This is a genomic window from Nocardiopsis rhodophaea, from assembly GCF_039530945.1.
Classification (GTDB): domain Bacteria; phylum Actinomycetota; class Actinomycetes; order Streptosporangiales; family Streptosporangiaceae; genus Nocardiopsis_C; species Nocardiopsis_C rhodophaea.
Genome location: NZ_BAAAPC010000008.1, coordinates 77,356 through 89,970 on the forward strand (window position 1 = coordinate 77,356; position 12,615 = coordinate 89,970).

The following is a 12,615-nucleotide window of genomic DNA, read 5'->3' on the forward strand; positions in this document are numbered from 1 at the left end:
TTGCCTCACCGATTCGGTAGATATCCCAGTCTGCCGGACTCACTCCACTTCGGGAACCGCCACTCGTCCGGACAGGAGGTCATCCATGAGGCCGTCCTTGAGATTGCGGAGCTTGACGAGCTCTGCTTCGTCTGATGATAGACAGGCGTCGACGAATTTTATTTGCTTTAGAAAAGTGTCCTGTTGGGGTAGGGTCATATCAGGAATTGGGCATGCGAGTACATCTTGTTGATTGATGCTCGCTTGCGATATGGCGCTTTTTGCGTGGGTTCGAAAGTATGATCTCGCCGTTTCTGTTGATAGCCATGCTTCGATAAATCTCGGCCGCGCTTGGCTTTGATCGATTTTGCATCGCATTATATTGGACTCGAAGATAGTCGGCTCTGATATCTTTTTTACCATAGTGGACTTTCCGACAAGGCCTGGAGTGTTTACGCGGTTGATAAGTATGTCGCCCTCATGGATTCCATAGTGGCTGCGCTCTTCACCTGAAGTCTCAATTCGTTGGAGTCCTTCTGCGAGGTTTGACGGGCCTCCGGAGAAACTGTCGATCCGCACGATGGGTGTACCCGTGGGGGTGTAGGCGGATGCAGGCTTGTATAGGCCATTCTGGGGGGCATAAGCGAGGACGTCAGAGAGTGTGCGTTGTGGAGCCGATTTCGATACATTCAGGCTAGATAGGAAAGCCGAGCGGAGAGCTTCGAGTTTCTGGAATGAATTCATCACGCATGCTTCCGCTCGCTCCAGAGTTTCAAGCACACGTACAATTTCCCGCTGGTCACTGAGGGGGACGAGGGGAAACTCTAGCCGAGCAAACCTCGTTGCGCCCAAGTGGGAAATGCTTGTCTTTTCTGCGGTGCGGGCGAAAACGCCAGTCCTGCGCCACCATACGAAGACATGGTGTGCGTAACGTGGATTGACCATTGTGCCTGGTCTGAATCTGATTAATGTGTTCTGGAAAAAATACTGTGCGGGTTTTCCATGGTAGATAGCGCTCCTGCCTACCATGTTCAGGCTTTCCTGCCCCTCGTTGAGCAAGATGTCGCCGGGGAGGAGTCCATAGATCTCTAGTTCTCGATCCGAGAATCCCATGGTCTTTACATCGGAGTAATCGATATGTCCCTCGAGGACATTGGCCACCCGTAGGTAGGGGTACTGTCGACCGTGCGCTCGGCTTGCCGGAGAGAGCTGTTTTCCCATGCGAACATCGCCGACGTCACTGACGGGGGCCCAAGTGATTCGCTGGCTATTCGGCATATCCTAGCTCCTTCAAGGCGCAATTAAGCTTGTCCGAAGCATCCTCCCGCTCCGCCTTGATGTCGTGCAGGGATACCGCATACTTGTTTTCCCACGTCTTGCATATTGCAAATGCATGCTGACGATGATTGGTTATGTGGGATTCAAGCTTTTCCTTGAGATCATTTCCCAGGATGCGAAGTACGAGCCAAGACTCTTCCTGGCAACCGAGAATATTCCTGGATTCATTGAGGCGACCCTTGAAATCGTCCTCCAGCCCCTTGATTGCACGGTTGGCCAGGGTGCGGTCTTTCTTTAGCTGGGAAAGCTCGATCTGAGAGAGGGCAGAGCAAGCGTTGTTGTTGGCAACTTTGCTCATATCATCGAGATTTTCCTGCGCTGGCTCTTCCATAGCCTCTTGGGCACTCTTCAAACGAGCGTCGAGCTCGGCCTTGTGGGCATCTGCTTCGGCAAGTTCAGTCAGAAATTCTGGAATAAGCTCTTTGACGATTTCGTGACTATAGGCTCTGCGTCGTTCCGCAGCCGAACGCTTGCGGATTTTTCCTGTTCTTGGGTCCTGCTCATCTTGAAGCATGGTGTCCACGCTGTCCATCCAGGCGTCGACTACGCTGGCGAACCCGTTGGCGGCTAGACCCTTGAGGTCGTAACGTCGGTCCTGCCACCAGCCAGCAACAGCACCAGAGAGGGCGTATCTGTCGAGCATCCCAACCTGGCCAAGGCGTTCGACGAAGGAGTGCATCAACTCGCCTCTGACTCGCATCAAGGCGCCGCGTGAGGCTCGTTCGATTGAGAGCTGCGAAGTCAGATCGGTTGGATAGTCAGCTGCTACCTCCTTGATCTTGGGTGCTGCTGTCATCCACCACTCGTCAAAAGCGCGTCGGAGCTCGGCCTCGCGCGGTTTGGCCAGAGCCTCCAAATACGAGGCGAGAGGGCGCTGCTCCTTAGGGAAGAAATCCAGATATTCTTGGTCATTCGGACGTTCCGCGAACAGATCGGTCGGCGCGATGGCGAAGGAATCGAGCAACTCCTTCTTCGCTTCCACTTCCGCGCGTGGCACGCCGCCGAAGAGATGGGCCCGAACATCCTGTGGCTCGGGTGGCGGAGTGTTGTCCACGTAACGGCGAATGTTGAGGTTGTCGTCGTTGGCCGCGAGCTCGTCCCGGCTGACGACTCGAGCGAATTCCGGAACATCCCTGAATTCGTGGAAGGTGCTAGTGATCTTCTCTACGTGTTCGGGAAGAAGGGTGTTCTGTGCCCGCTCGGAGTGGTATTCACGGTCGGCGTTGATGAACAGCACCTTCTTTTGCCGTTCAGGACGTTTGCTGCCTGGAGCGCGCAGCACCAGTACGCAGGCCGGGATGCCCGTTCCATAGAAGAGATTAGGTGCCAGACCGATGACGGCTTCCAACAAGTCTTCATCCAGGAGGGCCGTGCGAATCTCCTGTTCACCACCGCTGCGGAAGAGCACACCATGCGGCATCACGGTAACAGCGGTGCCCTGGGGCTTAAGCACAGCGAGCATGTGCTGGAGGAACATCAGATCGGCTTTGCCGCGTTCAGAGGTAGTTCCCCAGCGCATGCGCTCGGAGGCCTTCTTCACGCTCTTCAAGGAGTAGTCCATGGAGAACGGTGGGTTGCTCAGTACCAGGTCGAAGCGGTTTAGAAGCCCACTTGTCAGATGTCGCGGATCGGCGAGCGTATCACCAATGTGTAGGTCGAAGCGCTGTACCCCGTGCAGCACCATGTTCATCGTCGCCATGATCCAGGAGCTGGTATTCGCGTCCTGGCCTGCGAAGTACATCGCGTCCGCGTTTTGGCCGTGCTCCTCCACGTACTCCTTGGCGTGGATGAGCATCCCTCCGGAGCCCACACAGGGGTCATAGACGCGCATGGTCTCATTCGGTTGACCCAGCTGGACCATCATCCGGACGACTGCACGCGGTGTGTAGAACTCGCCACCCTTGCTTCCTGCGTCATCGGCGAATTCTTTAATGAGGTACTCATAGGCGGCGCCCATTAGGTCGGGAGACTCGAAGTCCTCGGCGCGTAGCCGCTTACGTCCAAAATGGTCGATAAGCTGCTTGAGCCTCTGATCGGCGATTTTGGCCGCGTTGTTTCCGGGTCCTCCGATTCTGTTGAAATCGAGGTGTTGGAAGAGCCCTTCGAGTTTAGAGTTATTTCGCTCCATTGCGTTCAGGGCACGGCTGAGTACATCACCGACGCTGTGCGGAGCCCTAGCCAGAGTCTCCCATTGTGCGGCATGAGGCACGAAGAAGACGCCGCGACTTGTGTACGGGCCGGGAAGCTTCAGCGTCTCGTTGATCTCGTCTTCTGTTGCCCCGTCTGTCAGCTCAGCGACTCGGATTCGCTCTCTCGCTGCCTGGAACTCATCGTTGGCGCGCTTGAGGAAGAGCAGACCGAAGATGTAGTCCTTATATTCCGAGGCGTCCATACTTCCGCGCAAAATGTCCGCCGCGGCGAAGAGGTGGCGTTCGAGCTGTGCGAGGGTGAGCCTGGCCACGTATTGTTGCTCCTTGTGATGCTGTCGCTGGTCGGTTCATCAGGTTATCCGGCTGAGGCATGTCTTGTGCCAGGGATGACGTGGTTTGCTTCGAGGTAGAACCGGAGTCAGTAGGACGTGATCCGAAGACCTTCCTCGACGAAGCGCCAAACGTCGGTGTAGGGGTCACGCTTGGTGAGGGGGACACCCTCGGGATGCTCGCCGTTCATACGTACTGCGGCTCGCTTGGCCTTGGCGTACCTGCCCTTGATCTCTTCCACTGGCACGTGTTTCAGGTCCTGCTCACTGCGGTCCTTGGCGAACGGTAGGCGCTTGGCCGCTTCGTCGCAGACGCCGCCGCAGGTGCTGGTGAAATTCTTGTGGTGGAGTAGTCGCCAGAGCTCGAAGCAGGGGTGGGAGAAGGCGACCTTGACGTCCGCTTTCAGGGCGTCGACGATGGCCTTGTCGACTCCCTCGTGCTGGTCCCGGTCGAAGATGCACCAGACCTCCGGATACATCTCCTTTTGGATGCCGGCGAGCTTCGATTCTCGGTCCAGCTTGCGCTTGAGCTTGATGGCCTCCTCGACCAGGGGTTTGGGCTTGCGATCCCTGCCGTCCCGTGCTCGTCCCCGTTTCTTATCGGTGCTGCGACCGTCATTGGCGATGTGTACATGCACAGGATGTTCGTCCGGGAAAAAGGATTTGACGGCGTCGATGTAGTCGGGCTCGGTGCGCCCACCCTCGGTGAAGACCCACACCACGTGTTTGCGTTTGTCGTTTGGCTTGTTCGCGTACTTCGCGGAAAGATCGTCCTTGCCTCGTGTCCTCGCCATCAGACGTGCTCCGCGGCTTCCCGCTCCTGAGTGGCCAGCAGCCGCCTCCCGACCTGCCCCTCGGTGACCGCCGGTACGCCGCCGAACGCCCCGGAGAGGTAAGACCGCGGCAAGTCCTCCTCCTCTCCCGGTTCCGCTGCCGTGAGGGGATAGAGCTCGGTGGCGCCCGTCCTGTCCTTCTCGGTCAACCAAATCTGCCCGGGGTCGAGCAGTCGGACGCCGGCCGGCGTTTGCAGTACGGCTACGTCGTGTGTGGTGAAGACGAGCTGCGCCCCTCCTGCGTTGACCATGGGGTCGCGGAAGAGCCGGATCACCTCTGCGGCCATGCGGGGATGGAGGCTGGAGTCCAGCTCGTCGAGTAGTAGAACTGCTCCTTCATCTAGGGCAAGCAGCACAGGGCCCAGGAGAGCGAACCATGAACGGGTACCGAACGACTCGTGTTCCCAGTCGAAGGCGGCAGCTGTGCCCTGGTGTCCCTCGTGCAGAAGCTGTACGCGCCCCTCCGCGTCGGCGCGAGGATCGATCCGAACACCGGTGATGCCGAGGTCGGCGACGCGCAGCAGCTCTTCGATGCGCTCACGCCGCACACTACTCAGTTGCTGGGCGGTGTATGCCTCGCGCTGGGATCGGTCGTCCTCGGGGTTGATCAACCAGAGATTGCGCTGAAACCAGTAGAACAGCGGTAGTAGCTGGGGATGATTGTCGGTTGCAGCTCTGGACAGGAACAGCGCGTTCGGGCGGGTGGTGCGGGCGAGCCGGGCGCGGTCCTTGATTCGCGTGCCCGGGAACCTGAACTCATCCTCGCGTTCCACGTCTCGGTCCATCCAAACCTGGCGGCGGCCCTGTGGGTATGAGTGCAGCCACTCGCCGGTGACACGCTCTGGGCCGAGTTCGAAGCCGTAGGTCCATCGGACCCCATCGAGAAGGACATCGACTTCGAAGAACGAGCTCTCCTCCACGGCCTTGGCGTCTAGGGCGAATACCTCACGAGGGATCCCGCGATATGACGCCCATTGGGCGTAGGAGTTCAACACCGCGTTGCGCATCTGGACCATCGCGGTCAGGACGTTGGACTTGCCAGAGGCGTTCGCGCCGAAGATGCCCAGCACCGGGTAAACGTCGATGTCTTCTCCGGCCCCAGTCTCTACAGTGCGCGCGCTCGCGGCGGCTTCACTAGGAGGGGCCACGAACGACAACTCCTGCTCATCGCGTAGCGACCGCACGTTCGCGGTTCTGAACCTCAGCAGCATGCGGCCCTCCTCATCGTGCCTAGGTTAGCCCTGCCTTACGACACCTCGGATGAGCGACCTCTACATCCGCGGGAATTGGCGCACATCTCACTTGTACGCCTTCTGAACTGCGCTGTCATCGAAACGTGGGTATCGCTGATGTGGGTACCATCCTGGGGCTGGGTCAGGGTCCCAGGGCGGCGCTTCCGCCGGTAGGTGCCCGTCAAGACCGTCCGGCGGGGTAGCCGCCCTGCCTTGCCCCTCAGCGAGATAGGGTGCATGTTCTGGGGTGCCGGTCAACGCCGCTCGCGTTCCGTCCGGTGTAGGTGGGCTTGGGCCAGCGCGAGATATAGCAAGGAGCGCTTGGCTCCCGTGGCGCGGACGGTGGGCGTGTATCGCCACCCGTCGTCGCGGTACCAGGTGAGCCAGAAGCCGAGGTGCTCGGCGCGGTCGCGGGTCTCGATGAACACTCCGCCGAGGTGACCGGATGGGAGTTGCCGGGTGATCACCGGTCCGCCCCTCCGACCGGACGAACTGGTCCAGATCGGCACGCTCTTCACTGCTCTCCCTCGTGGCGATTGCATCGCGCTCACGTGCCAATCGGTAGCGGCGTACGGGGGCTGGGGATCTGGATGTCATCGAGCAGGTCTTCGAGGTTGCGGACTGTTGAGGCGGCGATGCTGACGCTGGGATCGACGCGGTTGGTCGCGGTGTAGGGGCCATTGCTGCGGCGTAGTCGAAGGTGAAGTTCCACCTAGAGGAGTGTCGGGAGAGCTCGGCGAGCCGTTGGAAGGCATCGCGGTCAGCAACCGCTCCGGGGCCTGTGACGCTCCAACTGGGGCCGCTGAACGCCGGGCTACACCCAGGCGTTACCGGATGTCAATGTCGTTCGAATTTGGGCTCTGGCACGGATTCGGTGAGACGCCTGCGGATGTGTGTGGGCAGCCGTAATGATGCGGGGTGCCGATCTCATCCCTCCTTGCCTTGCTCTTCCCTCACCTGGCCAGACTGAGAATCGAGAACGTCTCCCAAAGCGGCATGTCGATCCGGATTACCGCGGCGACCACCGGCCCCGACGCTTTCTGCCCGGTCTGTGCAACCCCATCGCGCCGCGTCCACAGCCGCTACGAACGCTGCCTCGCCGATACCCCGGTCAGCGGCCAGGAGCTGCTGGTCCACCTGCACGTGCGCCGGTACTTCTGCGACGCCCCCACCTGCGAGCGCACGATCTTCGCCGAGCAGGTACCGGGCCTGACCACCCCCTATGCCCGACGCCCCCGGGGCTGGGCACCGCCCTGTCGCACATTGGCATGCCGCTGGGCGGCCGGGCCGGAGCCCGCCTGACCTCCCGCCTGGCATCCGCGGTCAGCCGGATGACGCTGATCCGCCTCATCCGCCAAACCCCCGAGCCCGCACCACCAGTGCCCCGGGTCCTGGGGGTCGACGACTTCGCCCTCCTCAAAGGACACGTGTACGGCACCCTCCTCGTCGATGTGGCGACCGGGCACCCGGTGGACCTGCTCGCGGAGCGCTCGGCCCCGGCTCTGGTCGCCTGGCTGCATGACCACCCTGGCGTGGAGGTGGTGTGTCGGGACCGGGCCGGATGCTATGCCGACGGCGCCGCCCGCGGCGCCCCCGAGGCAGTCCAGGTGGCTGATCGCTGGCATTTGTGGAATAACCTCGCCGCGGCGGCGGAACGCGTCGTCGCACGTCATCGCGGCCGCCTCGGCCACCGGCCCCCACCAGCCGGCACCGCGCCGCCCGGCGAGCCTCCTGCTGAGCCCGCTGACCAGCAGCCCTGCCCGCCTCGCCAGGGACGGATCGCCCAGCGCACCCGCCAGCGCCACGCCGCCGTCCACGACCTGCGAACCGAGGGCCGCACGATCATGGAGATCGCCAGGGAGCTCGGCCTGGCGCGCAACACCGTGCGCCGCTTCGCCCGCGCCGCCACCGCCGAGGAGCTCCTGGCCAAGGACGGTACCGGCAAACGCCCCAAGATCATCCAGCCCTTCGACGCCTACCTGCGCCGACGCTTCGCGCAGGGGTGCACCAACGCCACAGTGCTGTGGCACGAGATCCGCGCCATGGGCTATGAGGGTGGGCGCACCAGCGTCAGCGACCACATCCGCCCCTGGCGCCAGACCGCCCTTCCTCCGGAACCCCGGCCCCAGCCGTTGAGCGTCCGGGAGGCCACTGCCTGGATCACCCGCCACCCCGACACCCTGGACGAAGACGAGCGGATCGCGCTCGCCGACGTCCTTGCCCGCTGCCCGGAGCGGGAGCGCCTCAGCGGCCATGTGGCCCGGTTCGCGCAGCTCATGGCCGACCGGCGCGGATACGAGCTGGAGGGGTGGATGCGCGCCGCACGCGAGAAGCGGATCGGGGAGCTCACCTCGTTCGTCTCCGGGCTGCGCCGTGATTTCGACGCGGTGCGGGCCGGGCTGACCCTGCCTTACAGCTCCGGTGTGGTCGAAGGCCACGTCAACCGGCTGAAGATGCTCAAACGCCAGATGTATGGCCGCGCGAAGCCCGATCTGCTGCGCAAACGCGTCCTGCTGGCCGCTTGATAGCAGCACGGCCCCGCTTCACCGAATCCGTGCCAGAGCCAGTATTGGGGCGTCGCCGACACCGGAGCGTTCGTCATGATGCAGTTCGAATCCGCTCCGACCGTCGTCTACTGCGAGGCCCTCACAGACGGCCTATACGTCGAGAGTCCCGAGGAAATCGACGCTTACCGGCGCGCGTTCGACCATCTCAAAGGGTTCGCGTTGAGCACACGGGCGACCGTGGGACGCCTGCGCGAACTGATGCCGTAGGAATGAACCATGCACTCTGTACCTGATGCCCTCTTCCGCACGTCTAACTACACCTCAGGTAACAACTGCGTCGAGGTCGCCGACATGCCTGGTGTGTCTGCCTTACGCGACACCAAGCGCCGCGATTGGACGACGCTGACGTTCAACTCGGGCGAATGGCACGCGTTCGTCCAAGCGATCAAGAGCGACATGTTGTAGCTCCCAGAAGTAGAGAAAGGGCCCCGGTGGTGTCACCGGGGCCCTTGCACTCTTTACCCGCTGGGAGTCTACCTTTCCCTCTGAGCGACGACCAGACATGTGGTCCGGCATGTTTCGCCTGAGCCAGAGGGGATGTGAATACCTACTCGCCGTCGAAGATCTCCGGCAGCGTGCTCTCGTAGGCCGTGCGCAGTTCGTCCAGGTCGATGTCGAAGCCGCCGCCCGGGTGGGTGACCGACAGGGCCGTGCCTCCGACTGTGCCGATCTCGGTGGCCGGGACCCCGTGGCGGGCGCAGAGTTCGGCGAAGGCGTCCTCGGCGTCGGGACGGATGGCGACGATCGCGCGGGCGGTCGACTCGCTGAACAGGGCCACGAACGGGTCGTCATCGAGGGTGATCCGGCAGCCGGTGCCGCCGCGCAGCGCCGACTCGGCCAGGGCGACGACCAGGCCGCCGTCCGACAGGTCGTGGGCCGCCGCGATGACCCCGTACTCCGCGCCGCTGGCCAGCACCTCGCCCAGTGCGGCCTCGGCCGCCAGGTCGACCTTGGGCGGGAGGCCGCCCAGGTGGCCGTGGATGGTGTCGGCCCACACCGAGCCGCCCAGCTCGTCCGCTGTCTCGCCGAGGAGCAGGATTTTCGCGCCATCGGTGTCCGGGCCGAAGGCCGAGGTCAGGCGGTCGTTGACGTCGTCGATGACGCCCAGCACGCCGATGACCGGGGTCGGGTTGATCGCCGTCTCGCCCGTCTGGTTGTAGAAGCTGACGTTGCCGCCGGTGACCGGGGTCCCCAGCTGCTTGCAGGCGTCGGCCAGGCCCGTGGTGGACTCGGCGAACTGCCACATCACCGCCGGGTCCTCCGGGGAGCCGAAGTTGAGGCAGTTGGTCACCGCCAGGGGGCGGGCGCCGGTGGCCGACACGTTGCGGTAGGCCTCGGCGTAGGCCGCCTGGGTCCCCGTGTAGGGGTCGAGGCGGGTGAAGCGGCCGTTGCCGTCGGTGGCCAGGGCGATGCCGCGCTCGCCGTCGTCGGTCACCCGCACCAGGCCGCCGTCATGCGGCGTGGCCAGGACGGTGTTGCCGAGCACGTAGCGGTCGTACTGCTGGGTGACCCAGTTCGGGTCGCACACGCCCGGGGCGGCGAGCACGCGCACCACCTGCTCGCGCAGCTCAGCGTCGGTCTTGGGCTTCTCCAGCCGTGCCGGGGTGTCGGCCTGGAGGTCGTCCTGGCTGGCAGGGCGGGCATAGGGCCGCTGGTAGACCGGGCCCTCGTCGGAGGCGGTGCGCGGCGGCATGTCCACGAGGGTCTCGCCGTGCCAGGTCATCACCAGGCGCCCGCCGCGCTCGGCCTCGTCCGGGGTGACGTCGGCGACCTCGCCGATCTCGGTGGCGAGGATGTTCCACTTGGCGCAGACCGCCATGAACTCGTCGAGCCGCCCCGGCTCGACGATGGCCATCATGCGCTCCTGCGACTCGCTCATCAGGATCTCTTCGGGCGTGAGCCGCGGGTCGCGCAGCGGCACCCGGTCCAGCTCGATGCGCATGCCGCCGGTGCCGCCCGCGGCCAGCTCGGTGGTGGCGCACGAGACGCCCGCCGCCCCGAGGTCCTGGATGCCCACGACCAGGTCCTTGGCGAACAGCTCCAGGCTGCACTCGATGAGCAGCTTCTCCAGGAACGGGTCGCCCACCTGAACGCTGGGCCGCTTGGCGTGGCTCTCCTCGTCGAACGAGGCGCTCGCCAGCACCGACGCGCCGCCGATGCCGTCCGGGCCGGTGGTGGCGCCGAACAGGACCACCTTGTTTCCGGGGCCGGGCGCCTGGGCGAGCTTGATGTCCTCGTGCTTCATCACGCCCACGCACAGCGCGTTGACCAGCGGGTTCGCCGCATATCCGGCGCCGAATCCGATCTCGCCGCCGATGTTGGGCAGCCCCAGGCAGTTGCCGTAGAAGGAGATGCCGGAGACGACGCCGGGCAGCACGCGGCGGGTGTCGGCGGCGTCGGCCGGGCCGAAGCGCAGCGCGTCCATGACGGCGACTGGGCGGGCGCCCATGGTGAGGATGTCGCGGACGATGCCGCCCACGCCGGTGGCCGCGCCCTGGTGCGGCTCGACGTAGGACGGGTGGTTGTGCGACTCGATCTTGAAGGTCACCGCGTAGCCGTCGCCGACGTCCGCCACACCGGCGTTCTCCCCCATGCCGACCAGCAGCGCGTCGCTCTGCGGCGCCTTCTCGCCGAACTGCCGCAGGTGCACCTTGGAGCTCTTGTAGGAGCAGTGCTCGCTCCACATGACCGAGTAGATGGCCAGCTCGGCGGAGGTGGGGCGGCGGCCCAGGATGTCGCGGACACGCTGGTACTCGTCGTCGGCCATGCCGAGCTCGGCGTAGGGCTGCGGGGTCTCCGGCGTCGTCTCGGCCGTGGCGACGGTGTCGAGCAGGGCGTGCTTGGCTGCTTCGGGCATCGGGTTTCCGTTCGGGACGTGCGGTGTGCGACCGGCGGGTTCGTGGAGATCGGTCAAGAGAGCGGATCCTGCGCGTGCGCGATCACCAGGCCGGCGGTGCTCCCCGGGGTGTAGGGGGAGGTGCTGCCCTGGACCAGGACGGACCCGTTGGTCAGGTAGGTCTGGCTGAGGGGGACGTCGTCGGGGCTGTCCGCGCCCTCGGGAAGGATTCGGCCCCATCCGTCGTCGATGAGGTGGCGGTAGACGGTCTCGACGGCCTCCTCACCGTCGTCGGCCTCCTCGGCGGTGATGGCGACGATCCGGTAGCACTCCCCGCGCTCGCACTGCTGGCCGAGGTCGGCGTACTCGGTGTCATCGGGAGCCTCGCCCAATGCCGCCATCTCCGGCGCGGGGACCGGGGCCTCCCCCTCCTGCTGCTGCTTGGACTGCGCGAAGAAGGCGTTGAAGAGCCCCACCGCCCCGCTGGCCACCAGGCCGACGGTGACCACGGCGACCAGGAGGATCATCGTCCTCCGGGAGCGAAGCAGTGACATCATGTGTGACAGTCCCCCAAAGTGTGGCGGTCGTCGGGTCAGCCCCCGCTGGCCGCGGTCGCGCCGAGGAGCGGAGAGCCGTCGGCCAGGTGCGCCAGCACCGAGGTGAAGAAGCCCAGGCCGTCGACCGAGGGGCCGGTGAGCGCCTCCACCGCGTGTTCGGGGTGCGGCATGAGCCCGACGACGTTGCCGTGTTCGTTGGTGATGCCCGCGATGTCGCGCCGCGATCCGTTGGGCGCGGTGCCGACGTAGCGGACGACCACGCGTCCGGTGCGCTCCAGTTCGTCGAGGGTGGCGTCGTCGGCGACGTAGGCGCCTTCGCCGCTCTTCAGGACGACGAGGATCTCCTGGTCCTTGGCGTAGCGGCTGGTCCAGGCGGTGGCGGTGGACTCGACCCGCAGGCGCTGGTCGCGGGTGATGAAGCGGAGCGAGGAGTTGCGCGTCAGCGCACCCGGAAGCAGGTGGCTCTCGCACAGGATCTGGAAGCCGTTGCAGATGCCCAGGACCGGCAGGGCGCCCGACTTCGCGGCCGGGACCAGCTCCGTCATGATCGGCGCGAACCGGGCGATGGCGCCGCAGCGCAGGTAGTCGCCGTAGGAGAAGCCGCCGGGCAGGACGACGGCGTCCACGCCCTTCAGGTCGGCGTCGTCGTGCCAGAGCGCGACGGGTTCGGCGCCGGCGATGCGGATCGCCCGCATGGCGTCCGTGTCGTCGAGGGAACCGGGAAAGGTGACGACGCCCACACGGGCTGTCATGGGCACTCTCCGAAAGATCGTCGGTGGGAGATCGGGCCTTGT

General features: G+C 64.4%; 11 protein-coding genes and 3 pseudogenes. 5 read left to right on the forward strand and 9 right to left on the reverse strand.

All coding sequences use genetic code 11. From position 1 onward, the window contains the following. Positions 1-39: 39 nt before the first annotated feature. From ABD259_RS10815 to ABD259_RS10840, 6 genes are all read right to left on the reverse strand, one after another. On the reverse strand, positions 40-1,257 hold the full coding sequence (locus tag ABD259_RS10815; RefSeq protein WP_344161880.1) for a restriction endonuclease subunit S: 1,218 nt from the start codon (positions 1,255-1,257) through the stop codon (positions 40-42). Beyond that, a complete protein-coding gene (locus ABD259_RS10820; RefSeq protein WP_344161883.1) occupies positions 1,247-3,778 on the reverse strand; it encodes a type I restriction-modification system subunit M in 2,532 nt (843 codons plus the stop codon). The genes ABD259_RS10815 and ABD259_RS10820 overlap by 11 nt, the downstream gene beginning before the upstream one ends. Before the next feature lie 107 nt (positions 3,779-3,885). Continuing rightward, a complete protein-coding gene (locus ABD259_RS10825; protein ID WP_344161886.1) occupies positions 3,886-4,590 on the reverse strand; it encodes an RloB family protein in 705 nt (234 codons plus the stop codon). Next, complete coding sequence (locus tag ABD259_RS10830) at positions 4,590-5,840, reverse strand: AAA family ATPase (RefSeq protein WP_344161889.1); 1,251 nt, start codon at positions 5,838-5,840, stop codon at positions 4,590-4,592. Before ABD259_RS10830 ends, ABD259_RS10825 begins: the two co-directional genes overlap by 1 nt. Positions 5,841-6,115: 275 nt before the next feature. After that, positions 6,116-6,328, reverse strand: a complete 213-nt coding sequence (locus ABD259_RS10835) for a hypothetical protein (protein WP_344161892.1) — start codon at positions 6,326-6,328, stop codon at positions 6,116-6,118. A gap of 80 nt (positions 6,329-6,408) precedes the next feature. Further along, the gene (locus ABD259_RS10840; RefSeq protein ID WP_344161895.1) at positions 6,409-6,573 is read right to left on the reverse strand and encodes a hypothetical protein; all 165 of its coding nucleotides are present in this window, start codon (positions 6,571-6,573) and stop codon (positions 6,409-6,411) included. A 284-nt stretch (positions 6,574-6,857) separates the two neighbouring features. On the opposite strand from ABD259_RS10840, the gene ABD259_RS10845 reads away from it, so the two are divergent. From ABD259_RS10845 to ABD259_RS10860, 5 genes and pseudogenes are all read left to right on the forward strand, one after another. After that, a complete protein-coding gene (locus tag ABD259_RS10845; protein ID WP_344161898.1) occupies positions 6,858-7,163 on the forward strand; it encodes a transposase family protein in 306 nt (101 codons plus the stop codon). 29 nt (positions 7,164-7,192) lie between these two features. Then, a pseudogene (locus ABD259_RS25830) lies at positions 7,193-7,531 on the forward strand (ISL3 family transposase); the annotation flags it as partial. A 492-nt stretch (positions 7,532-8,023) separates the two neighbouring features. Next, a pseudogene (locus ABD259_RS25835) lies at positions 8,024-8,386 on the forward strand (transposase); the annotation flags it as partial. Positions 8,387-8,458: 72 nt separating this feature from the next. Next, positions 8,459-8,635, forward strand: a pseudogene (locus ABD259_RS10855) (Scr1 family TA system antitoxin-like transcriptional regulator); the annotation flags it as partial. 9 nt (positions 8,636-8,644) lie between these two features. Next, the gene (locus ABD259_RS10860; RefSeq protein WP_344161904.1) at positions 8,645-8,833 is read left to right on the forward strand and encodes a DUF397 domain-containing protein; all 189 of its coding nucleotides are present in this window, start codon (positions 8,645-8,647) and stop codon (positions 8,831-8,833) included. 142 nt (positions 8,834-8,975) lie between these two features. On the opposite strand, the gene purL is transcribed toward ABD259_RS10860, so the two are convergent. The 3 genes from purL to purQ are packed head-to-tail and all read right to left on the reverse strand — an operon-like array spanning position 8,976 to position 12,573. Further along, the gene (gene purL / locus ABD259_RS10865) at positions 8,976-11,285 is read right to left on the reverse strand and encodes a phosphoribosylformylglycinamidine synthase subunit PurL (protein ID WP_344161907.1); all 2,310 of its coding nucleotides are present in this window, start codon (positions 11,283-11,285) and stop codon (positions 8,976-8,978) included. 53 nt (positions 11,286-11,338) lie between these two features. Next, positions 11,339-11,821 (reverse strand): hypothetical protein, encoded by a 483-nt coding sequence (locus tag ABD259_RS10870; RefSeq protein WP_344161910.1) that lies wholly within the window; start codon positions 11,819-11,821, stop codon positions 11,339-11,341. A 35-nt stretch (positions 11,822-11,856) separates the two neighbouring features. Next, positions 11,857-12,573 carry a phosphoribosylformylglycinamidine synthase subunit PurQ gene (gene purQ, locus ABD259_RS10875; protein WP_344106952.1) on the reverse strand — a complete coding sequence of 239 codons (717 nt, stop codon included), beginning with the start codon at positions 12,571-12,573 and terminating at the stop codon, positions 11,857-11,859. Positions 12,574-12,615 lie beyond the last annotated feature (42 nt).